Origin of the sequence: Mycolicibacterium rhodesiae, assembly GCF_002086695.1 — a bacterium.
Lineage (GTDB): Bacteria > Actinomycetota > Actinomycetes > Mycobacteriales > Mycobacteriaceae > Mycobacterium > Mycobacterium rhodesiae.
On record NZ_MVIH01000001.1, the window covers coordinates 483,052 to 503,934 of the forward strand.

Below are 20,883 nucleotides of genomic sequence, written 5' to 3' on the forward strand. Positions count from 1 at the left end.
CTTTTGGCAATCGCATCCCTGCGACATCACTACCATCAGGGGCAATCACGATCACAGCTTGGGGGCGCGGGGACAAGTGCACGGCATCGGCCTGTGGTGGCGACAACCCGACCACTACGACTGGCTGACGTCCTACCTGACGGCGCGCCGGCTCCTGACGTTCATGCGCTGGCTGATGTTCGCCGTCTTGTTGACCATCGCCGCCGCCATCGCGCTGACACTGGCCAGCCCCTCGGGCCCGCAGACCCCGGTGCAGCGCGCTGCCACCTGTGTGGCCGGCGCAGTGCTTGCCGCGATAGCGGTGTCGTATTTCTGCCGATGGCCGACTCGCGTTCAGTCGCAGGTCTTTTCGATCGCAGGTAATGCCTGCGTCGCGGTGGGCGTGCTCGCCGAAGCCGACCCGCGCACCGCGATGATCGGTGCGGTCGCCTTCGTCGGGCTGGCCGGATACGTCGCGTTCTTCCACACCGCACCGTTTCTGGTCCTGACCCTCGGGACCGGCGTGGCGACCGCCGCCGTCAGCGCCGCACGGATCGCCATGTCGGGCGACACGGCGATGGCGGTGGCCAAGTTTCTGATCCTGTGCGGCGGAATACTGGCGGTGCCCTTCTGCGGTCAGGTCATCGTCCACTGGTTGTCGGTCGACTCCCTGAAGTCCTCGACCGACACGCTCACCGGCTTGCCGAACCGACGCGGCTTCTTCCGGTCGGCGCAGACCCTGCTGCGCCACGCCGACTACCGATCACGGCCGTACTTCACGATCGCGATGATCGACCTCGACGGCTTCAAGAGGCTCAACGACACCTTGGGCCACCCGACCGGCGACCGGGTTCTGGTCGCTGTCGCCGACAGCCTGAGGGACGTCAGCGGAACCAACGCCGCGATCGCGCGAGTCGGCGGCGAGGAATTCCTCTTCGCGCAGCTGTCCACTCCGGAGCAGGCCCGGGACAGCACCGAAGAACTTCGCGCGGCCATCGCCGCCGCGCCGTGGGGTGTGACCGCCAGCCTGGGTTTGGCGTCGACCGTGATCCGCGCGCCCGCGCTGAAACCGCTCGAACTGATCGAGTGGCTGATCGCGCGCGCCGACGCCGCCATGTACGAAGCCAAGCGCAGCGGTGGGAATCAGATTCGCTATGCCGGGGATCTGACGGGTGACGGGTGGCAGGCGCACTAAGGTGAGCCCGTGGCCGAGACCGCGCCGCTGCGCGTGCAGCTGATCGCCAAGACGGAGTTCGTGGCGCCCGCCGACGTGCCGTGGGACACCGACGCCGACGGCGGTCAGGCGCTCGTCGAGTTCGCCGGCCGGGCCTGCTACCAGAGTTGGTCCAAGCCCAACCCGCGGACCGCGACCAACGCGTCGTACCTCAAGCACATCATCGACGTCGGCCATTTCTCGGTGCTCGAGCACGCGTCGGTGAGCTTCTACATCACCGGCATCTCCCGGTCCTGCACCCATGAGCTGATCCGGCACCGGCACTTCTCGTACTCGCAGCTGTCTCAGCGGTACGTTCCCGAGAACGACGCCCGGGTCGTCGTGCCGCCCGGTCTGGAGGACGACCCCGAACTCCAGCAGATCCTGCTGACGGCGGCCGACGCCAGCAGGGCGGCCTACCTCGAGCTGCTGAACCGGCTGGAAGCGAAGTTCATGGCCGGTCAGCCCGGCGAGAACACAGCTGTGCTCCGTCGCAAACAAGCCAGGCAGGCGGCGCGTGCGGTGTTGCCCAACGACACCGAGACCCGCATCGTGGTGACCGGCAACTACCGGGCCTGGCGGCATTTCATCGCGATGCGGGCCAGTGAACATGCCGACGTCGAGATCCGTCGGCTGGCGATTGCCTGTCTGCGGGAACTCAGCGACGCAGCGCCTGCCGTCTTCGCCGATTTCGAGATCACCGAACTGGCCGACGGCACGGAGGTCGCGACGTCCCCGCTGGCGACAGAGGTCTGAGCGGTGCGGGTAATCTAGATGTCCGTGAGCACCAGCGGAATCGATGTCAGCGCCCAGTTGGGCACCGTACTGACCGCAATGGTGACTCCGTTCAAGCCCGACGGCACGGTGGACACAGTCGCCGCCGCGCGGGTGGCCACCCACCTCGTCGACTCCGGATGCGACGGACTCGTGCTGTCCGGCACCACCGGGGAATCGCCGACCACCACTGACGACGAGAAGCGGGCGTTGCTTGCCGCGGTGCTCGAGGCGGTCGGCGACCGGGCCCGTATCGTCGCCGGCGTCGGCACCTACGACACCGCCCACAGCGTGCATCTGGCCAAGACCGCGGCCGCTGAGGGGGCGCACGGCCTGCTCGTCGTCACGCCCTATTACTCGCGCCCGCCGCAGGCCGGTCTGATCGCGCACTTCACCACCGTCGCCGATGCGACCGACCTGCCGGTGATGCTGTACGACATCCCACCTCGTTCGGTCGTCCCGATCGAGTGGGACACCATGCGCACGCTGTCGGCGCACCCCAACATCGTGGCGGTCAAGGATGCCAAGGCCGATCTGCACGGCGGTGCGCAGATCATGGCCGAGACCGGGCTGGCCTACTACTCCGGCGACGACGCGCTGAACCTGCCGTGGCTGGCGATGGGTGCGGTCGGCTTCGTCAGCGTGTGGGGGCATGTCGCGGCAAGTCAGCTGCGAGACATGCTGAGCGCCTTCAACTCCGGTGACATCGCCACCGCGCGCAAGATCGCGGTGACGCTGGCGCCGCTGAATGCCCCGCAGACTCGGCTGGGCGGGGTCACGTTCGCCAAGGCCGGGCTGCATCTGCAGGGCATCGAAGTCGGTGACCCGCGGTTGCCGCAGGTGCCGGCCACCGCCGAGCAGCTCGATGCACTGGCCGCCGACCTGCGCGCAGCGGGCGTACTGAGGTGAACGAGGAACTGTCACCTCCCGGGCCGCTGGCCCCGGGGGGTCTGCGCGTGACCGCGCTGGGTGGCATCAACGAAATCGGCCGCAACATGACCGTTTTCGAGCATCTCGGTCGGCTGCTGATCGTCGACTGCGGGGTGCTGTTCCCCAATCACGACGAGCCCGGCGTCGACCTGATCCTGCCCGATCTGCGGCTCATCTCCGACCGCCTCGAGGACATCGAGGCACTGGTTCTGACCCATGCCCATGAAGATCACATCGGCGCGATCCCGTACCTGCTCAAACTGCGCGGCGACATCCCGGTGGTGGGTTCCAAGTTCACCCTCGCGCTGGTGGCCGCCAAGTGCCGCGAGCACCGGATCAACCCGGTCTTCGTCGAGGTCGCCGAGGGTCAGCGCAGCAGCCACGGGGTGTTCGAATGCCAGTACTTCGCGGTCAACCACTCGATCCCCGACGCACTCGCGATCGCCATCCACACCGGTGCCGGCACCGTCCTGCACACCGGTGACATCAAGCTCGACCAGTTGCCGCCCGACGGCCGCCCCACCGACCTCCCCGGCATGTCCCGCCTCGGCGACGCCGGGGTGGACCTGTTCTTGTGCGACTCGACCAACTCCGAAATCCCCGGCGTGGGACCGTCGGAGAGCGAGGTCGGGCCCAACCTGCACCGGTTGATGCGCAACGCCGAAGGGCAGCGGATCATCGTGGCCTGCTTCGCCTCCAATGTCGATCGGGTGCAGCAGATCGTCGACGCCGCAGTCGCATTGGGCCGGCGCGTGTCATTCGTCGGCCGCTCGATGCTGCGGAATATGGCGATCGCCCGCGAGTTGGGCTTCCTGCATGTCGAGGATCGTGACGTCGTGGACATCGCGATGGCCGAGGAGATGACGCCCGGGCAGGTGGTCCTGATCACCACCGGCACACAGGGCGAGCCGATGGCGGCGCTGTCCCGAATGTCGCGCGGAGAGCACCGCAGCATCACGGTCACCTCCGATGATCTGATCATCCTGTCCTCGTCGCTGATCCCCGGAAACGAGGAAGCGGTCTACGGGGTGATCGACGACCTGGCCAAGATCGGCGCCAGGGTGGTAACCAATCAACAAGTGCGGGTGCATGTTTCAGGCCACGCCTACGCCGGTGAGCTGCTGTTCCTCTACAACGGGGTGCGGCCGCGCAACGTGATGCCGGTGCACGGCACCTGGCGGATGCTGCGCGCCAACGCCAAGCTCGCCGCCCGAAGCGGCGTGCCCGAGGAGAACATCGTGGTGGCCGAGAGCGGCGTGAGCGTCGACCTGGTCGGCGGCCGGGTGTCGATCGCCGGCGCGGTGCCGGTGGGCAAGATGTTCGTCGACGGCCTCATCATGGGTGACGTCGGCGAGGCGACGCTGGGAGAGCGACTCATCCTGAGTTCGGGCTTCATCGCCGCCACTGTGGTGGTGAAACGGGAGACCGGGCGCTGCGTGGCTCCGCCGCAGCTGCATTCGCGGGGGTTCTCCGAGGACCCCAAGGCGTTGGAGCCCGCCGCCCGCAAGGTCGAAGCGGAGCTGGAAAAGCTTGCCGCCGACAATGTCACCGATTCGGTGCGCATCGCGCAGGCGGTGCGGCGCACGATCGGAAAGTGGGTGGGGGAGACCTATCGCCGCCAGCCGATGATCGTGCCGACGGTCATCGAAATCTGACGGGCCCGCCAGGGGGCCGGATAAGCTTCCGTGCTTATGGCGGGCTCCGCGCAGGGCGGAAACTATCGGGCGCTGCTCACGCAGGGGACGTTCTTCAAAGTGGGCGTCCACGTGAGCAGCATCTCTGCTGTCATCCCGTACATCGCCGACCAGCTTGGCTCTCCCGGCGTGGTGGTCGCGCTGCTGGCGCCGGCATTCACCGCCGGGACCATGCTGGGAACGGTCCTCGGGCCCAGGGTATTACGGCTCACCGACTCGGTCACCGCATTGCTGGTCGGAGTGGCTCTGACGCAGGCGGCGCTCACCTCACTGGTCGCACTCGACATCGCGCTGGCGCCAACGTGGCTGTTCGCGTATCCGTTGCTGTTGGCGTGTCTACTCATCGGCACCGTCACCGGCAGTTCGCAGGTGGTCTCGCCGATAGCGATGTCGGCGCTGCTGTCGGCTCAGCAACGTGGCGACGTCATGCTGAAGCAGGCCGGATACAGTGGCGCGCTGGTGGTTCTGATCACCGCCTTCACCGCGGGACGGCTGCTGCCCGACTCCCCCCGATGGCACGACGCTGACCTGCTCTGGATCTCGGTGGCGGCCATGGTGGCCGGCGCGTTGTGCTGCGCGACGCTGCGAACGCCCAGAGTGCGGCTGGCGACGGGGCCTGCCCGCATGATCGACACCTTGCGGCAGGGACGGTCGCAGCTCCGGGGCAATCGGTGGTTGCGGCGTTTCCTGACAACGAATCTGGTGTTCATCCCGGTGATCCTGACGCCCACCTTCTATGCGATCTATGCGGCGGAATTCCTCGGCTCCAGCATCAGTGTCGACCAGTTCCTGATGTTCGTCGGTGTCGGCCTGCTGGCAGGTATTCCTTTGTGGCGGGTGGTGCGCCGGAATCTCGGTGCACGCGGGGTGTACCTGTGCAGCGCACTGATCAGTATGGCCGCCGCTGTTCTGTGTATCGCCTCGCAGCAGTGGCAGGTGGTGCCGGGGCTGTGGGCGTTCGGCCCTGCGATGTTGCTCTCGGCGGTCGCAAACCAAGCGCTGCTGCCCGCCGCCTACGACTGGATCTTCGACCACGCCGACAGCGCGGACGCGGCCGTGTTGATCAGCTGCACGCACATCGTCATCAGCCTGGGAATGATCGTTGCCGGTTTCACCCTGGGCATCATCGCCGAAGGGGCGCCCGCGGTTTGGCCCCTTGTGACGGTGCTCGTGCTCACTGCCGCCGCCGTGTTCTCCGCGGTTCTGGCGCCGGGCATTCAGCGTGAACGTAGCCAGGTTACCGCGCGGTCCCGATAGGGACTGAGTCCCTTGTAATCGACCATGTCGTCCGGCAATTCGGCCAACACCGCGGCGGTACGCGAACGCCACTCGTCGACAGAGGCGATGTCTATCAGCGGCAGCATGTAGCTGCGGATCAGAAAGCAGATCGCACCTGACTCGGGCAGACGGATCAGGTGCTGGACCTCCACCCGCAGATGGATGAGCCGGCCGAACGTGTCGTCATCGACGGTGTCCAGATGCGCGCGGTCGGGCAACCACTGCGGCAAGGCTTCGGTGGACACGTCGAGCCGTCTGCCGACGGTCATCGACCAGTTGGTCCGGCGGTAGATCCCGCCCGTCTGCAACCGCATCAAGAACTCCCGGGCCCGGGTGATCACCCCGGTCTCCCGTAACCGGGGGACCGGTCCGTGGATCTCCAGGAATGTCATTCCGACGTCGAAGCCGAACGACCAGCCCGCGGCGAACGTGACCACGCCTGCGTCGGCGAATAGGTCGCCATCACGCTGGTCGAGCAGCACGATGTCCTCCTGCACCTGCCCGGCGATGTAGGCCAGCGGATCGCACGGCAGACTCGATTCGTCGCCGACCACGAATTCCTGGGCAATGCCGAGCAATTCGTTGCGCCAACACCAGGTGTCCCCGTCGCGGCTCAGGGACATCGTCGCCGGGTACGAACCGGCGAGCTCGGCCATCAACGTCAGCATGGTGTCCCAGCAGGCGATCCGCATGTGCGGTAGCACCGCATGCCGGGATGGGTCGGCGGCCAGGATGTCGCGCCGTTCGGCGATTTCGCGGGTGTACTCGCTGTCGATGTCCACCACTCGCTCGCCCCACTGTCCGGTCGCGGTGGTCACCACTGCGCGCGCGGGCGCGATGTTGGTGCTGTAGCGGTAGGAGTCGGCCGTGTACGGGAACGGAAAGGAGGCAACCAGATCCGGCGCTGAGACCAACCCGCTCACAGGTCCAACTCCACTCGACCGGAGCCGCGGGAGACGCAGGCCATCATCGAGTCGCGGCGCTCGTCGTCGGTGAGGAAGAGGTCGCGGTGCTGCACCACTCCACTGCGCACCGGAACACGGCATTCACCGCAGACGCCCTGCCGGCACAGATTGGGAATGACATACCCGTGTGCGGTCAACGACTCCAGCAGCGAGACACCGGATTCGACGGTGAAAACCGTTCCATCGGAATGCAATTCGACCTCGAACGGATCGCCGGGGGCCAGTTCCCCGCCGAAGTGCTCGATGTGGATGCGTCCGAGCGGCCAGCCCAACTCGGTGGCGACCGCGAGAACGTCGTCGATGAAGTGGTTCGGGCCGCAAAGGTAGGCGTGGGTGCCGAAGGGCTGGGTGGCCAGCGTGGTGGTCAACGCGGCAAGGAAGACCGCCCGGTCGGTGAAGAACGACGCGTTCTCGGTCAGCGAGCGGATCTCATCGACGTACGCGCCACGTCTCTCCCGAAAGACATAGAGCAGCCGCACATCTCGGCCCCAGCGTCGCGCGCTGCGCAGATGCGACACCATCGGGGTGATCCCGATGCCCGCGGCGATCAACAGGTGCCGCCGGGCGCGCGACACCGGGGCGAACGCGCTGCGCGGAGAGTGAACGACGACGGTGTCACCCAGTCTCAGTTCGCGGTGAATCCACCGCGAACCACCGCGGCCCGCAGGGCATTCCAGCACCGACACCACATATTCGCTCGGCGCGTTGCTCTCTCCGGTCAGTGAATACGCGTTGGCGCCGCCGGTGTGTTCGATCACCACGTGGCTACCGGGGGTGAACGACGGCAGCGCCGCACCGTCGGCGCGGGCCAGCGTCAGAGTCCTGATTCCGGCCACGGTGTCGTCGATCGCGACGACGTGCAATGTCAGCTTGGTCATGGTGTGGTGTCGGCGGTTGTTGCGAATCCGAGGTGGGCTCCGATCCGCCGGGAGACGTGGTAGTACACGAACAGTCGGCGCGCGCAGCCGGGACAGCTGATCTCCTCGGACAATCCGGTCACAGCTGTGGTCGTGATCCGGCAGTGCGCGCAGTAGATCTCGCGGGTGGCGACTTCGGTACTGGCGATGGTGATTTCGTCGTCGGTGGCGCCGAGTTCGAGGGCGCGGGCGCGGACGCGCAGACACGCGTGTGCGGGACCGGCCAGCAGCAGCCGCCACCCGACTTTTGCGTCGGCGAGGTCGGCATCCAGCGCGGCACACGCCGCGTCGGCGTCGGCGACCTGATGCAGCCGCGGCCGGGCGTTCGGGTGGGCGGCGCGGATCTCGTCGATCCACCGCGCGGCAATGGGAGCCGCGTCGGAGCCGACCGCGAGCACCGTCCAGTACCGGCCGGTGAGATCGGCCGTCGGACAGGTCGGTTCGACGGCCCAGGCCGGGACGCTGGTGAGCTCCAGATCGGGTGTCATCGTCACCCGATCGTAAGTGCTAACGCTTGTTCGTGAACCCGGCGTCGACGGGCAATGCGACGCCGGTGACATAGCGGCCGGCGTCCGACACCAGGTAGTACACCGCGTTGGCGATGTCCTCGGGCTCGAGCGTCTGCACCGGAAGCGCGTTGGTCATGTCCGGGCCGCCAAAGTTCTGCTGGGCGATGCCTTCGAGCCAGGAACGGGTGAACTCGTTGTCGATCATCGGCGTGTTCACCCCGGCCGGATGCACCGAGTTGACCCGAATATTGAACGCGGCAAGGAAGTTCGCGTACGCCCGCATCAGGCCGACGACGCCGTGCTTGGCGACGGTGTAGCCCAGCGATCCGGCGATCGGGGCGCCGATGCCGACCAGGCCGGCCACTGAGCTGGTCAGCACGATCGCGCCGCCGTCGCCCTGCTTGATCAGCGGCTTCATCGCCACGTCGACGGTGTGATAGACCCCGGTGAGGTTGACGTCGATGACGTCCTGCCAGGCGCTGTCGTCGGTCATCGGGGCGATCCCGGCGTTCGCGATCACGATATCGAGCCGGCCCAGTTCCTCGATGCCCTGGTACATCGCGTTCTTGAGCGCCGTCCGGTCACGGACATCGGCCTCGCGGGCGACGATCCGCGCGCCGGTGTCCTCGACGAGCTTGACGGTGGCCGCCATGTCCTCCGGCGTGGCCATCGGATAGGGGACGCTGGCGATCTGGTCGCACAGGTCCACCGCGATGATGCTGGCGCCCGCCGATGCCAGCTTCACCGCATGCGCGCGGCCCTGGCCGCGGGCCGCGCCGGTGATCAGCGCGACCTTGCCGTCGAGTTCACCCATGACGATCAGGGACGAACCTGGCCCTTGGCCGGGTCACCGGCCGGGATGGGGGTGAGCATCTTGATGTCGGGGGCGCCGTCGAGGTGCTCACCGATCGCGCCGAACAGCGCGGTCACGCCGGGCGCGGTGCTGTGGGTCTTGAGTGCGTCCTCGTCGGCCCACTGCTCGACGAACACGAACGTCTTGTCGCCCTCGTGGACGGCGTAGAGGTCGCAGCCGGGCTCGTTGTGGACCTCTGCGACGGCCTTCTTGCAGGCCTCGCGCACGGCGTCGACGGATTCGGGCTTGACGGTGAAGCTGGCAACGACGACGACGGGCATGAGCAGGGCTCCTCAGCGCTTCGGGATAGGTGTGACGGCGCTTACGTTAGCCGTGCTTTGTAATGCCACGAGAAGGGGTCCCGGTCAGCGGCGCGGGGCGCCCGAAATCGGCCTCAGCCGGCGTTGGTCGCAGTCTGGCAACGACGCGCCGTGGAACGGGTGTTGCGGATGGTGCAGATGGGGCAGATGCGACTAGGCTTGCCCGCATGGCGAACAAGACGGCCGCTCGCTCAAGCGCGCGAACGACCAGGTCAAAGGGTGCGACGCGGTCGGCCAAGCCGGCCCCGCGGCGCAAGCCTGCCAAGAAGCGCACCTCCTCGCCGGTGGCCACTGCGGCCGCGACCGGGGGACGCGCGGCGCGGGCGACCTGGCTGATGTTGGCCAAGGGGGCGGGCTCGACCGCCCGATCGGTCGGTCGAGCCCGCGACATCGAGCCGGGGCATCGCCGTGACGGCATCGCGCTGGGGCTGCTGGCAGTCGCGGTCGTGATCGCGGCCAGTTCGTGGTTCGACGCCGCCCGGCCGGTCGGCGCCTGGATCGACTCCGTGCTGCGGACGCTGGTCGGCGGAGCCGTCGTGCTGCTGCCCATCATCATCTGCGCCATCGCCGTCCTTCTCATGCGCACCGAACCCAATCCCGACGCGCGACCCCGCCTGATCCTGGGGTGCGCCATGGTTGCCCTGCCCGTACTGGGCCTGTGGCATCTGTGGTCGGGCGCACCACAGGACCCCGCCGCGCGACAGCGCGCAGCGGGTTTCATCGGCTTCGCCATCGGCGGACCGCTGTCCGACGGGCTCACCCCGTGGATCGCGACGCCGCTGCTGATCATCGCCGCGCTGTTCGGACTGCTGCTGCTCACCGGCACGACGATCCGCGAAGTGCCGGACACGCTCTACGCGATGTTCAGCACGCGCGACCACTACGACGATGACGACGAGTACTACGACGATGACGAGCCGCAGGACGTCGCCCCCGCCGAGCCGGAAGACTTCTCCGACGGCTACTACGACGATCCGCGGTCCTACACCGACGAGGCGCCGGCCTGGCCGGGCGCCGAAGGGCCGGTCGGCACGCCGTTGGACAACTATCCGCTCGACGAGGATGCGCCGACGGTGCCCGAGCCGGCGAAGGCGCGGCGCAAGAAGGCAACTCCGAAGCCGGAGCCCGTGGCGGACACCGCCACGCAGGACACCAAGGTCCTGGACCGCGTGGTCGAGGGACCGTACACGCTGCCGTCGCTGGACCTGTTGGTCGCTGGCGACCCGCCGAAGCGGCGCAGCGCGGCCAACGACCAGATGGTGGAACGGATCTCGTCGGTCCTGCAGCAGTTCAAGGTCGACGCCGCGGTGACCGGCTGCACCAGAGGCCCGACGGTGACCCGCTACGAGGTCGAACTCGGCCCCGGTGTCAAGGTCGAGAAAATCACTGCGCTGCAACGCAATATCGCTTACGCGGTGGCCACCGAGAGCGTCCGAATCCTCGCGCCTATCCCCGGCAAGTCCGCGGTCGGCATCGAAGTACCCAACACCGACCGTGAAATGGTCCGTCTGGCAGACGTTCTCACCGCGCCGTCCACCCGCGGCGACCACCGCCCACTGGTGATCGGACTGGGCAAGGACATCGAGGGCCATTTCGTGTCGGCGAACCTGGCCGATATGCCGCACCTTCTGGTGGCGGGCTCCACCGGTTCGGGCAAGTCCAGCTTCGTCAACTCGATGCTGGTGTCGCTGCTGGCGCGTGCCACCCCTGAGGAAGTGCGGATGATCCTCATCGACCCGAAGATGGTGGAACTCACGCCGTATGAAGGCATTCCGCACCTGATCACGCCGATCATCACGCAGCCCAAGAAGGCGGCCGCAGCGTTGGCGTGGCTGGTCGAGGAGATGGAGCAGCGCTACCAGGACATGCAGGCCTCGCGCGTGCGCCACATCAAGGACTTCAACGCCAAGGTGCGCTCCGGGGAGATCACGGCGCCGCTGGGCAGCCAGCGCGTGTACAAGCCGTACCCCTTGATCCTGGCCGTGGTCGACGAGCTCGCCGACCTGATGATGACCGCGCCGCGTGACGTCGAAGAGGCGATCGTGCGGATCACCCAGAAGGCCCGCGCGGCCGGCATCCACCTGGTGCTGGCCACCCAGCGGCCATCAGTCGACGTTGTCACGGGTCTGATCAAGACCAACGTGCCGTCGCGGCTGTCCTTCGCGACGTCGTCGCTGACCGACAGCCGGGTCATCCTCGACCAGCCGGGCGCGGAGAAGTTGATCGGTATGGGCGACGGCCTGTTCCTGCCGATGGGCGCATCCAAGCCGGAGCGGTTGCAGGGTGCCTACGTCAGCGACGAGGAGATCCACGCCGTCGTGCAGGCCTGCAAGGACCAGGCCGAGCCCGAGTACACCGAAGGCGTGACCGCCGCCAAGCCGAGCGGCGAGCGCACCGACGTCGACCCCGATATCGGCGACGACATGGATGTCTTCCTGCAGGCCGTCGAACTCGTGGTGTCATCGCAATTCGGCTCGACGTCGATGCTGCAGCGCAAGTTGCGGGTCGGGTTCGCCAAAGCCGGCCGGCTCATGGACCTGATGGAGACCCGCAACATCGTCGGGCCCTCAGAGGGATCCAAGGCCCGCGAGGTGCTGGTCAAACCCGATGAACTCGCCGGGACGCTGATGCTGATCCGCGGCGGCAGCGCCGAGGACGACGACGAGGACGAGGACTTTTAGCGCCGAGATTCACGTTTTGCAGGGGTTTACTCGCGCTAACGCTGCAAAACGTGAATTTCGACGAAGGGGCGCCCGTCAGAGCTTGAGCAGCATCCTGGTGTTGCCGAGGATGTTCGGCTTGACGTACGACAGGTCGAGGAACTCGGCGACACCGATGTCGTAGGACCGGCACATCTCGTCGTACACCTCGGAGGTAACTGGAGTGCCCTCGATCTCGGTGAAGCCGTGCCGGCCGAAGAACTCCGTCTCGAAGGTCAGCACGAACAGCCGCTGCAGTTGAAGCTCGCGGGCGACCTTGAGCAGCTGGTCGACGATCGTGTGGCCGATACCCCGGCCCTTGACCTTCGGGTCGACGGCGACCGTGCGGACCTCACCGAGGTCAGCCCACAGCACGTGCAATGCCCCGCATCCGACGACCTCGCCGTCGACCTCGGCCACCCAGAATTCCTGGACCGCCTCGTAGAGGGTGACCAGGTTCTTCTCCAGCAGGATGCGGCCCGCGTAGATGTCGACCAGACGCTTGATATCCGCGACATCCGAGGTGCGGGCGCGGCGGACGACGACATCGGAGCTCACGGGTGCAGAGTATCGGGCGTGAGACACCCGGCTGCCAACCGATATTCTGTTTGCCGTGTCGGGACAACCGCAAACGCCTCCGGCGGTCCCGCGCGTGCGGGTCGCCAACTTAGCCAACTTTCTGACCGGTATCCGTCTGGTTCTGGTCCCGATCTTCCTGCTGTTCTTGTTCGCCGGTGACGGCCACGAAACAGCCAGCCGCCTAACGGCTTTCACCATCTTCGCGGTGGCGGTCATCACCGACCGGCTCGACGGTTCGCTGGCGCGCACCTATGGGATGGTCACCGAATTCGGCAAGCTGGCCGACCCGATCGCCGACAAGATGTTGATCGGAGCCGCCCTGATCGGGCTGTCGATGCTCGGCGACCTGCCGTGGTGGGTGACCGTGGTCATCCTGATTCGCGAGCTCGGCATCACGGTGCTGCGGTTCGCGGTGCTGCGGCGCGGGGTGATCCCTGCCAGCCGCGGGGGCAAGCTCAAGACCCTGGTGCAGGCCGTCGCGATCGGATTGTTCGTGCTGCCGCTGCACAACTGGCCGCCGGCCTGGCACACCGTGGCCTGGGTGATCATGTGGGCGGCGATCGTGTTGACCGTGCTCACCGGCGCCGACTACGTGGTCTCGGCGATCAAGGACTCCCGTGAGCGAACCGCTGGCCGATGACGGGGCCCGCTCGCTGGTCGCCTTATTGACCGCGCGCGGTGAGACCGTGGCGACCGCGGAATCGCTGACCGCCGGTCTGCTTGCGGCGACGCTGGCCGGGGTGCCCGGGGCCAGCGCGGTGCTCAGCGGCGGCCTGGTCACGTACACCGTCGAGACCAAGATCGCGCTGGCCGGCGTGCCGAGGCAACTGCTCGACGACGTCGGGCCCGTCGCTGCTCCCACGGCCGCCGCGCTGGCCGAGGGCGCTCGCGACCGCTGTCAGGCGACCTGGGGTGTCGGCCTCACCGGTGTGGCCGGCCCGGAACCGCACGGCGGGCACCCGGTAGGCACCGTGTTCCTGGGGCTGGCCGGCCCTGGCCCGACGGAGGTCGCCGAGCTGCGGCTGGCCGGCTCACGCTGGGACATCCGGCTGGCGGCTGTACACCAGGCGATCGGGCGGCTGCACGAGCTTGTCGAGCGATCCTGAGGTTTCTGGGAACCAAATGGGGTGTCCGCGGCGTTGAACCGTTCGTTGCAACTCTTGGAGGAGGACACCTGATGGCGATACTGCTGCGTGAGGTGATCGGCGACGTGCTGCGTAACGCTCGCACGTCGCAGGGACGCACCCTTCGTGAGGTGTCCGATTCGGCCCGAGTCAGCCTGGGATACCTCTCCGAAGTCGAGCGCGGCCGCAAGGAAGCCTCCAGTGAGTTGCTCAGCGCGATCTGCACCGCATTGGACGTCCCGCTGTCGCGGGTGCTGACCGACGCCGGCGCCAAGATGGCCGACCGCGAGCGAATCGCCCGGCTGACCGCCGTGCCCGCCCAGGACGGCACGATCGACGTCGCCACCAAGGTGGTCATCCCGCACCCCGTCACGATGGCGGTGGCCTGAGCCTCGAACCGGCCGCGACCGGGTCACATGCCGACAAGGGTGTGGCCGGACGTGGTTAACCGATAAATTGGGCACGACCACCGAACTGCGGCACCCGATACAAAGACGGAGCAACTGATGGCCAATCCGTTCGTCAAGGCGTGGAAGTACTTCACAGCGCTCTTCAACTCGAAGATCGACGAATATGCCGACCCCAAGGTGCAGATCCAGCAGGCCATCGAGGATGCCCAGCGCCAGCACCAGGGCTTGACCCAGCAGGCCGCCCAGGTCATCGGCAATCAGCGCCAGCTCGAGATGCGCCTCAACCGTCAGCTCGCCGACATCGAGAAGCTTCAGGTCAACGTCCGCCAGGCGCTGACGCTGGCCGATCAGGCAGTGGCGTCCGGGGATGCTGCCAAGGCCACCGAATACAACAACGCCGCCGAGGCGTTCGCGGCGCAGCTGGTCACCGCCGAGCAGAGCGTGGAAGACCTCAAGAGCCTGCACGACCAGGCGCTGCAGGCGGCTGCCCAGGCCAAGAAGGCCGTCGAGCAGAACGCGATGATGCTGCAGCAGAAGATCGCCGAGCGGACCAAGCTGCTGTCCCAGCTCGAGCAGGCCAAGATGCAGGAGCAGGTCAGCGCCTCGCTGCGGTCGATGAGCGAGCTGGCCGCCCCCGGCAATACCCCCAGCCTGGACGAGGTGCGCGACAAGATCGAACGCCGCTATGCGACCGCGATGGGCGAGGCCGAGCTGGCGCAGAACTCGGTGCAGGGCCGCATGCTCGAGGTGCAGCAGGCCAGTGTTCAGATGGCCGGCCATTCCCGGCTCGAGCAGATCCGCGCGTCGATGCGTGGGGACGCTCTGCCTGCCGGTGGAACTGCGGCCGCTCCGGCCACCCCCGCCGCGCCGGCGGTCACGCCCGAGCCCGAGAAGCCACTAGGCCAGTAGGAGGCGAGTATTCGATGGCGGTGACTCCGGACAAACCGGGATTCGTATCGCGTCAATGGCGTTCGGCCATGCAGCGCGGTATCGACACCGTCAGCGAGTACGCCGACGTGGCGGCGCAGAAGCTCAGTGCCGTCTCCGATCCGCGGGCCCGGCTGCTGCGTAAGCGGCGCTGGGCATTGCGGCTGGGGCTGTTCTTCTCCTTCGCGACGGTGTTCTGGGTGGCTGTCACCGGACTGCTCGCCACCTGGAGCACGCCGGTATGGGGACTGATCATCACGGGCGTGATCGCCGCGGGTGCGGCCGTGCCCGCAACCCTGTTCTTGCTGCGCTACCGCTGGCTGCGGGGCGAGCCGTTACCCCCGACCCGTCAGGTCAGCGGCCGCCGGCTGCCGCCGCACGGATCGGTGGCCCGGCCGTCGATGTCGGCGCTGGGCGCGTCTGAGCGAGGCTTTCACTCGCTACTGGGCGTCATGCAGCGCGGGAACATGTTGCCGCCGGAAGAGATTCGCGAACTCGTCGCAGCAGCGGATCGCACTGCGGCGACCATGGCGGCCACGGCCGATGAGGTGGTGTCGATGGAGCGCGCCGCGATCGAGACGCCGCATTCGCAGTCTTATCTGGCACCGACTATCAACGCGTTCACCGCGCAGCTCAACACCGGGGTGCGGCAATACAACGAAATGGTCACCGCCGCAGCGCAACTGGTTTCTGCGGCCAATACCGGAGCGATGTCGAGCTCGCCGATGTCGCAGCAGCGCTACCGCAACGAGCTCGCAGGCGCGACCGACCGGCTGATGGGCTGGGCGCAGGCCTTCGACGAGCTGGGCCAGCTCCGCCGCGCTTAGAGCGTGATGCCCTAGAGTGTGGGACGAAGCCCCGGCACGACCGCGCCGATGAGGCCGCGCACGGTGGCCTTGGTCATGTCGAACATGTCGAAGTAGTCCCGCCACAAGGTGATTCGGCCGTCCTTCACCTCGAAGACGCCACACACCCAGAACTGCAGCCGCACCGGACCCACCCGTAGCACATCGGTGCGCTCGGTGAGCACCACCGGGCCGTTGACCGCGATGCGGTGGATCTTGACCTCGAAGCCGAAGCTGGGGCGTTGCAGGCCTTTGAACAGCTTCATCGTCCGCTTGCGGCCGCGGACGGTGGGGAAGCCGACATTCTGGTAGACGAGGTTGTCGTCCAACTGGAGATCGGCGGTGGCCAGGTCCTGGTCCTGCAATGCGGTCAGGAAGACCTCGACCGTATGGGCATTGTCGATATCGGAGCTCACGTTGGTGATCTGCTCGGTCATGCTCTCGAGCCTAGGCCGGATGCGCTGTGGCAGGGTAGGCCCGTGCGCGTCGCGGTGGTGGCAGGACCCGATCCCGGCCATGCGTTTCCCGCGATCGCGCTGTGCCTGCGGCTGGCGGCAGCGGGGGATCACCCCATCCTTCTGACCGGCACCGAATGGCTGGACACGGTGCGTGCCGCCGGCATCGAGGCCACCGAACTCCTGGGCCTCGAGGTCACCGATGCCGACGACGACACCGACGCCGGCGCCAAGATCCACCAGCGCGCCGCGCGGATGGCTGTGCTCAACGTCCCGGTCTTGCACGAATTGGCGCCCGACCTGATCGTCTCCGACGTCATCACGGTCTGTGGCGGGATGGCTGCCGAGCTGATCGGCACCCCATGGGCCGAGCTGAACCCTCAGCCGCTGTACCGGCCGTCGCGGGGACTGCCCCCGTTGGGTAGCGGGTTGGCGCCAGGCACCGGGATCCGCGGCAAGGTGCGAGATGCGATTCTGCGCGCCCTGACCGCGCGGTCGTGGAAGGAAGGGGAGCGACAGCGTTCGGCGGCACGGATGGAGATCGGCCTGCCCGCCCGCGAACCGGGTCCGGCGCGCCGGCTGATCGCGACCCTGCCTGCCCTGGAGGTGCCGCGCCCGGACTGGCCGGCCGAGGCCGTCGTCGTCGGGCCGTTGCACTTCGAGCCGACCGACGCGGTGTTGCCCGTTCCGCCGGGGGACGGCCCGGTGATCGTGGTGGCGCCGTCGACCGCCGCGATCGGAGCCCAGGGCGTGACCGAGCTGGTGCTGGAACACCTGGTGCCCGGCCGAACCCTCCCTGACGGGTCGCGGGTGGTGATCTCCCGGCTCGGCGGCCAGGAGCTGGAAGTGCCGCCGTGGGCGAGGGTGGGGCTGGGCCGCCAGGACGAGCTGCTGACCCACGCCGATCTGGTGATCTGCGGTGGCGGGCACGGAATGCTGTCCAAGACGCTGCTGGCGGGTGTGCCGATGGTGGTGATCCCGGGCGGGGGTGACCAGTGGGAGTTGGCGAATCGTGTTGTGCGACAAGGTAGTGCGCGCCTGATCCGGCCGCTCACCGCCGAGACGCTGGTGACCGAGGTGGGCGAAGTGCTGTCCTCGCCGCGCTATCGGGAGGCGGCTCGGCGGGCCGGTGAGAGCATCGCGGGAGTCACCGATCCGGTACGGGTGTGCCATGAATCGGTGGCTGGGTAAGTTGGTGGCGTGCGGCTGACGGAATTCACCGAACTCGTCGAGGGGCAATTCGGCCGGGTTCGTGGGGGCTCGCTGCTGGTGGATCACGTGCTCACCCAGTTGGGCGGACGGACCGCCGCGCAGGCCATCGAGGACGGTGTGGAGCCCCGCGACGTGTGGCGGGCGCTGTGCGCCGACTTCGACGTGCCGCGCGATCAGTGGTGAGCGCGTGAGTACCTTCGCGTTGATCCATGGCGCCTGGCACGGGCCGTGGTGCTGGGAGCGGTTGATTCCCGAATTGGAGCGGCGCGGGCACCGGGCGGTCGCGGTGGACGTACGGTTCGATGATCCGACGGCGACGTTCACCGACCATGCCGCCACATTCGCCGCAGCCGTAGATGAGAGCGACCACGACGTCGTCGCTGTCGGCCACTCGCTGGGCAGCTATGCGTTGCCGTGGATCGCCGACCGCTGCCCGCTTCGTCACCAGGTGTATTTGTGCGGCCTGGTCGCGGAGCCCGGCCGGACCATCGCTGAGCTGAATCGGGAGCAACACATACTCAATCCGGACCATTCGGCCGGACTCGCCAAAGTCGATGGCGGCACCCGATGGGTCGACTTCGACCTGGCGCGATCGATCTTCTATCCGGATTGTGATGAAGAGATCGTCACGGCGGCGATCCCACGGCTGCGAGTTCAGGCGCGCGAGCCGATGTCGCAGCGCTGCACGTTCGATCGGCTCCCGTCGATTCCAGCCACCTACATCGTGTGCGCGGAGGACCGGATGGTCGATCCAGGCTGGTCGCGACGGGTGGCGACGGAGCGGCTCAGGGCGGAGTTGGTGGAGCTGCCGGGGGGTCATTCGCCGTTCTACTCCCGCCCGGCGGCTCTGGCCGACGCACTGCATCGGCTCGTCTGACACGCGCGGCGCGCCTCCTTGCCATCGAACACATGTTCGTTATGGTGGTCAACGTTCGACCGTTTTTGTCGGAGCCTTGTCCTAGCGTCACGGCCAACCGACCGAGAACCGGTCAACAACGACTACCGGAAGAGGTATCACCATGGCTCCGCAGGCACCTGATCGCGAGAAGGCCCTCGAGCTCGCGCTCGCGCAAATCGACAAGAACTTCGGCAAGGGCTCGGTGATGCGCCTCGGCGAGGAAGTGCGCCAGCCGATCTCGGTCATCCCGACCGGCTCGATCGCCCTCGACGTCGCCCTCGGCATCGGCGGTCTGCCGCGCGGTCGCGTCGTCGAGATCTACGGCCCGGAATCGTCGGGTAAAACCACCGTCGCGCTGCATGCGGTGGCCAATGCGCAGGCCGCCGGTGGCATCGCGGCCTTCATCGACGCCGAGCACGCGCTGGATCCGGAGTACGCCAAGAAGCTCGGGGTGGACACCGATGCGCTGCTGGTCAGCCAGCCCGACACCGGTGAGCAGGCGCTCGAGATCGCCGACATGCTGGTGCGTTCCGGGGCGCTCGACATCCTGGTCATCGACTCGGTGGCAGCCTTGGTGCCCCGCGCCGAGATCGAGGGCGAGATGGGCGACAGCCACGTCGGCCTGCAGGCCCGCCTGATGAGCCAGGCGCTGCGCAAGATGACCGGCGCGTTGAACAACTCGGGCACCACCGCGATCTTCATCAACCAGCTGCGCGAGAAGATCGGCGTGATGTTCGGCTCACCCGAAACCACCACGGGCGGTAAGGCTTTGAAGTTCTACGCCTCGGTCCGCCTGGATGTGCGACGGATCGAGACACTCAAGGACGGCACCGACGCGGTGGGTAACCGCACCCGCGTCAAGGTTGTCAAGAACAAGGTGTCGCCGCCGTTCAAGCAGGCCGAATTCGACATCCTCTACGGCAAGGGCATCAGCCGCGAGGGCTCGCTCATCGACATGGGCGTGGAGCAGGGCTTCATCCGCAAGTCCGGATCGTGGTTCACCTACGAAGGTGAGCAGCTCGGTCAGGGCAAGGAGAACGCCCGCAACTTCATGATGGAAAACCCCGATGTGGCCAACGAGATCGAGAAGAAGATCAAAGAGAAGCTCGGGATCGGTGCGGTGATCACCGATGAACTCGCCGATGACGTCCTTCCCGCCCCAGTCGACTTCTGAGACCCGCGAAGAGCAGGCGCATGCGTTGTGCCTGCGCCTGCTCACCGTGCGTCCGCGAACCCGATCCGAGCTCGCCGAGCAGATGACCAAGCGGGGTTACCCGGATGAGGTCACCTCGAACGAACTCGACCGGCTGGCCGCTGTCGGTCTGATCGACGACGCCGAGTTCGCCGAGCAGTGGGTGCGTTCGCGACGTGCGCGCGCGGGAAAAGGCAAGCGCGCCTTGGCCGCCGAATTGCGAACCAAAGGTGTCGATGACGAGGTGATCGCTGCGGCGCTCGACGACATCGACGCCGGTGCGGAACGGCAACGGGCCGAAGAACTGGTGCAGCAGAAGCTGCGCCGGGAGAAGCTCGACGACGGCGACGACGCCAAGGTGATGCGCAGGCTGGTCGGCATGCTGGCCCGCCGCGGCTACAACCAGAGCATGGCTGTGGCGGTGGTCAGGGACGAGCTGGCGGGAGAGCGGGAGCGCCGCCGGGTCTGATCACGGCGATCCCAGCAGTGTCTTCATGGTGGTGATCTGCCGCTCCAGGGTGGCTTCGCCGCCGCCGGCGACCGCGACAGTCGCGCGATAGGTGCCCTTGTCGACCTCGGTCTTGCTGAGGGCGAGGGTTCGCTCGTGGTTGGCGATCATCTGCTCGAGGTACAGCCTGGCCGCTTGGACTGGTTCGGCGTCCTGGATCGCGGCCGCATGTGTTCCGGACGCCTGCTCGGCGGCGCCCGGGGCCGCAGCGCCCCAGTCCTTGAGCCATTGCTGCAGCTGAACCACCTCCGGACGATCGTTCTCGTGTATCGCACGGGCTATATCCGAGACGTCGCGGTCGACGCCGGGTTTGGCCAGCAGCGCCTCGCTCATCGCGACTGCCCGCTGCTCCAGCGGGATCATCTGCTGGGCGAAGGCGACGTCGGCGTCGTTGTGCTCTTCGTATCCCGCTGGCTGGGTGGGACCCGCTTGCGGGGTCGCTGCCTGCTGCAGGGAACATCCGGCGAGGACGCCGAATGCCAGTAGGACGCCTGCACTGGTCTTGACGAATTGCCTGCGCATGTCGTTCTCCTTCCGATTCTGCGGATACCCACGTGACAGCACGACGCAACCTTGACGTTGCCTGGTCAGACCCTGCGTGG

General features: G+C 67.3%; 24 protein-coding genes. 16 read left to right on the forward strand and 8 right to left on the reverse strand.

Annotated features, from left to right (window positions below; all coding sequences use genetic code 11):
* Nucleotides 1-58 precede the first annotated feature (58 nt).
* Genes BST42_RS02335 through BST42_RS02355 form a run of 5 tightly spaced genes read left to right on the forward strand, consistent with a single transcriptional unit; the run spans nucleotide 59 to nucleotide 5,847 of the window.
* Entirely contained in the window at nucleotides 59-1,174 is a 1,116-nt protein-coding gene (locus BST42_RS02335) for a GGDEF domain-containing protein (protein ID WP_165760761.1), read from the forward strand.
* A gap of 9 nt (nucleotides 1,175-1,183) precedes the next feature.
* Entirely contained in the window at nucleotides 1,184-1,948 is a 765-nt protein-coding gene (gene thyX, locus BST42_RS02340) for an FAD-dependent thymidylate synthase (RefSeq protein WP_083116929.1), read from the forward strand.
* A gap of 18 nt (nucleotides 1,949-1,966) precedes the next feature.
* A complete protein-coding gene (gene dapA, locus BST42_RS02345; protein ID WP_207569423.1) occupies nucleotides 1,967-2,875 on the forward strand; it encodes a 4-hydroxy-tetrahydrodipicolinate synthase in 909 nt (302 codons plus the stop codon).
* Nucleotides 2,872-4,551 (forward strand): ribonuclease J, encoded by a 1,680-nt coding sequence (locus BST42_RS02350; protein ID WP_083116930.1) that lies wholly within the window; start codon nucleotides 2,872-2,874, stop codon nucleotides 4,549-4,551. Before dapA ends, BST42_RS02350 begins: the two co-directional genes overlap by 4 nt.
* Before the next feature lie 36 nt (nucleotides 4,552-4,587).
* On the forward strand, nucleotides 4,588-5,847 hold the full coding sequence (locus BST42_RS02355; protein WP_083116931.1) for an MFS transporter: 1,260 nt from the start codon (nucleotides 4,588-4,590) through the stop codon (nucleotides 5,845-5,847).
* Here BST42_RS02355 and BST42_RS02360 read toward each other — a convergent pair.
* From BST42_RS02360 to BST42_RS02380, 5 genes are read right to left on the reverse strand one after another with little or no spacing between them, the layout of a single operon-like run.
* Nucleotides 5,808-6,782, reverse strand: coding sequence for a heme-dependent oxidative N-demethylase family protein (locus tag BST42_RS02360; RefSeq protein WP_083117249.1), 975 nt, complete (start codon nucleotides 6,780-6,782; stop codon nucleotides 5,808-5,810). The two genes, BST42_RS02355 and BST42_RS02360, sit on opposite strands and share 40 nt — an antisense overlap.
* A 5-nt stretch (nucleotides 6,783-6,787) precedes the next feature.
* Complete coding sequence (locus BST42_RS02365) at nucleotides 6,788-7,711, reverse strand: PDR/VanB family oxidoreductase (RefSeq protein WP_083116932.1); 924 nt, start codon at nucleotides 7,709-7,711, stop codon at nucleotides 6,788-6,790.
* Nucleotides 7,708-8,238 carry a dimethylamine monooxygenase subunit DmmA family protein gene (locus BST42_RS02370; RefSeq protein WP_083117250.1) on the reverse strand — a complete coding sequence of 177 codons (531 nt, stop codon included), beginning with the start codon at nucleotides 8,236-8,238 and terminating at the stop codon, nucleotides 7,708-7,710. The genes BST42_RS02365 and BST42_RS02370 overlap by 4 nt, the downstream gene beginning before the upstream one ends.
* A 19-nt stretch (nucleotides 8,239-8,257) precedes the next feature.
* Complete coding sequence (locus BST42_RS02375) at nucleotides 8,258-9,073, reverse strand: mycofactocin-coupled SDR family oxidoreductase (RefSeq protein ID WP_083116933.1); 816 nt, start codon at nucleotides 9,071-9,073, stop codon at nucleotides 8,258-8,260.
* Between the two features lie 5 nt (nucleotides 9,074-9,078).
* On the reverse strand, nucleotides 9,079-9,393 hold the full coding sequence (locus BST42_RS02380; RefSeq protein ID WP_083116934.1) for a putative quinol monooxygenase: 315 nt from the start codon (nucleotides 9,391-9,393) through the stop codon (nucleotides 9,079-9,081).
* Between the two features lie 206 nt (nucleotides 9,394-9,599).
* Here BST42_RS02380 and BST42_RS02385 point away from each other — a divergent pair, with 206 nt between their 5' ends.
* Nucleotides 9,600-12,113, forward strand: coding sequence for an FtsK/SpoIIIE family DNA translocase (locus BST42_RS02385; protein ID WP_083116935.1), 2,514 nt, complete (start codon nucleotides 9,600-9,602; stop codon nucleotides 12,111-12,113).
* Between the two features lie 75 nt (nucleotides 12,114-12,188).
* Here BST42_RS02385 and BST42_RS02390 read toward each other — a convergent pair whose 3' ends face one another.
* On the reverse strand, nucleotides 12,189-12,689 hold the full coding sequence (locus tag BST42_RS02390; protein ID WP_207569424.1) for an amino-acid N-acetyltransferase: 501 nt from the start codon (nucleotides 12,687-12,689) through the stop codon (nucleotides 12,189-12,191).
* 55 nt (nucleotides 12,690-12,744) lie between these two features.
* On the opposite strand from BST42_RS02390, the gene pgsA reads away from it, so the two are divergent.
* From pgsA to pspM, 5 genes are all read left to right on the forward strand, one after another.
* Nucleotides 12,745-13,350, forward strand: coding sequence for a CDP-diacylglycerol--glycerol-3-phosphate 3-phosphatidyltransferase (pgsA, locus tag BST42_RS02395; RefSeq protein ID WP_083116937.1), 606 nt, complete (start codon nucleotides 12,745-12,747; stop codon nucleotides 13,348-13,350).
* Complete coding sequence (locus tag BST42_RS02400) at nucleotides 13,328-13,816, forward strand: CinA family protein (protein WP_083116938.1); 489 nt, start codon at nucleotides 13,328-13,330, stop codon at nucleotides 13,814-13,816. The genes pgsA and BST42_RS02400 overlap by 23 nt, the downstream gene beginning before the upstream one ends.
* Before the next feature lie 71 nt (nucleotides 13,817-13,887).
* Entirely contained in the window at nucleotides 13,888-14,223 is a 336-nt protein-coding gene (gene clgR / locus BST42_RS02405; protein ID WP_083116939.1) for a transcriptional regulator ClgR, read from the forward strand.
* A 117-nt stretch (nucleotides 14,224-14,340) separates the two neighbouring features.
* Nucleotides 14,341-15,153 (forward strand): phage shock protein PspA, encoded by an 813-nt coding sequence (pspA, locus tag BST42_RS02410; protein ID WP_083116940.1) that lies wholly within the window; start codon nucleotides 14,341-14,343, stop codon nucleotides 15,151-15,153.
* A 14-nt stretch (nucleotides 15,154-15,167) separates the two neighbouring features.
* Nucleotides 15,168-15,998, forward strand: coding sequence for a phage shock envelope stress response protein PspM (gene pspM / locus BST42_RS02415; protein ID WP_083116941.1), 831 nt, complete (start codon nucleotides 15,168-15,170; stop codon nucleotides 15,996-15,998).
* A gap of 11 nt (nucleotides 15,999-16,009) precedes the next feature.
* Here the strand turns inward: pspM and BST42_RS02420 are convergent, their stop codons facing one another.
* Nucleotides 16,010-16,453, reverse strand: a complete 444-nt coding sequence (locus tag BST42_RS02420) for a limonene-1,2-epoxide hydrolase family protein (protein WP_083116942.1) — start codon at nucleotides 16,451-16,453, stop codon at nucleotides 16,010-16,012.
* Nucleotides 16,454-16,495: 42 nt separating this feature from the next.
* Between BST42_RS02420 and BST42_RS02425 the strand changes: the two genes are divergently transcribed.
* The 5 genes from BST42_RS02425 (at nucleotide 16,496) to recX (ending at nucleotide 20,242) form a co-directional block, all read left to right on the forward strand.
* Nucleotides 16,496-17,662, forward strand: coding sequence for a glycosyltransferase (locus BST42_RS02425; protein WP_083116943.1), 1,167 nt, complete (start codon nucleotides 16,496-16,498; stop codon nucleotides 17,660-17,662).
* 9 nt (nucleotides 17,663-17,671) lie between these two features.
* Entirely contained in the window at nucleotides 17,672-17,866 is a 195-nt protein-coding gene (locus tag BST42_RS02430) for a DUF3046 domain-containing protein (protein ID WP_036338673.1), read from the forward strand.
* 4 nt (nucleotides 17,867-17,870) lie between these two features.
* Entirely contained in the window at nucleotides 17,871-18,560 is a 690-nt protein-coding gene (locus BST42_RS02435) for an alpha/beta fold hydrolase (protein ID WP_165760762.1), read from the forward strand.
* A 142-nt stretch (nucleotides 18,561-18,702) separates the two neighbouring features.
* A complete protein-coding gene (recA, locus tag BST42_RS02440) occupies nucleotides 18,703-19,755 on the forward strand; it encodes a recombinase RecA (protein WP_083116945.1) in 1,053 nt (350 codons plus the stop codon).
* Nucleotides 19,724-20,242: a recombination regulator RecX gene (recX, locus tag BST42_RS02445; protein WP_083116946.1), complete on the forward strand. Its 519-nt coding sequence runs from the start codon at nucleotides 19,724-19,726 to the stop codon at nucleotides 20,240-20,242. The genes recA and recX overlap by 32 nt, the downstream gene beginning before the upstream one ends.
* Here recX and BST42_RS02450 read toward each other — a convergent pair whose 3' ends face one another.
* A complete protein-coding gene (locus tag BST42_RS02450) occupies nucleotides 20,243-20,803 on the reverse strand; it encodes a DUF305 domain-containing protein (RefSeq protein WP_133057401.1) in 561 nt (186 codons plus the stop codon).
* Between the last annotated feature and the right edge of the window lie 80 nt (nucleotides 20,804-20,883).

Bases quoted from the DNA above. Each gene is read 5' to 3' on its own strand.
- recA (WP_083116945.1), top strand. From the start codon at position 18,703: ATGGCTCCGCAGGCACCTGATCGCGAGAAGGCCCTCGAGCTCGCGCTC.
- BST42_RS02420 (WP_083116942.1), bottom strand. From the start codon at position 16,453: ATGACCGAGCAGATCACCAACGTGAGCTCCGATATCGACAATGCCCAT.
- BST42_RS02375 (WP_083116933.1), bottom strand. From the start codon at position 9,073: ATGGGTGAACTCGACGGCAAGGTCGCGCTGATCACCGGCGCGGCCCGC.
- pspA (WP_083116940.1), top strand. From the start codon at position 14,341: ATGGCCAATCCGTTCGTCAAGGCGTGGAAGTACTTCACAGCGCTCTTC.
- pspM (WP_083116941.1), top strand. From the start codon at position 15,168: ATGGCGGTGACTCCGGACAAACCGGGATTCGTATCGCGTCAATGGCGT.
- recX (WP_083116946.1), top strand. From the start codon at position 19,724: ATGACGTCCTTCCCGCCCCAGTCGACTTCTGAGACCCGCGAAGAGCAG.
- dapA (WP_207569423.1), top strand. From the start codon at position 1,967: ATGTCCGTGAGCACCAGCGGAATCGATGTCAGCGCCCAGTTGGGCACC.
- clgR (WP_083116939.1), top strand. From the start codon at position 13,888: ATGGCGATACTGCTGCGTGAGGTGATCGGCGACGTGCTGCGTAACGCT.
- BST42_RS02380 (WP_083116934.1), bottom strand. From the start codon at position 9,393: ATGCCCGTCGTCGTCGTTGCCAGCTTCACCGTCAAGCCCGAATCCGTC.
- BST42_RS02450 (WP_133057401.1), bottom strand. From the start codon at position 20,803: ATGCGCAGGCAATTCGTCAAGACCAGTGCAGGCGTCCTACTGGCATTC.
- BST42_RS02355 (WP_083116931.1), top strand. From the start codon at position 4,588: ATGGCGGGCTCCGCGCAGGGCGGAAACTATCGGGCGCTGCTCACGCAG.
- BST42_RS02370 (WP_083117250.1), bottom strand. From the start codon at position 8,238: ATGACACCCGATCTGGAGCTCACCAGCGTCCCGGCCTGGGCCGTCGAA.
- BST42_RS02385 (WP_083116935.1), top strand. From the start codon at position 9,600: ATGGCGAACAAGACGGCCGCTCGCTCAAGCGCGCGAACGACCAGGTCA.
- BST42_RS02365 (WP_083116932.1), bottom strand. From the start codon at position 7,711: ATGACCAAGCTGACATTGCACGTCGTCGCGATCGACGACACCGTGGCC.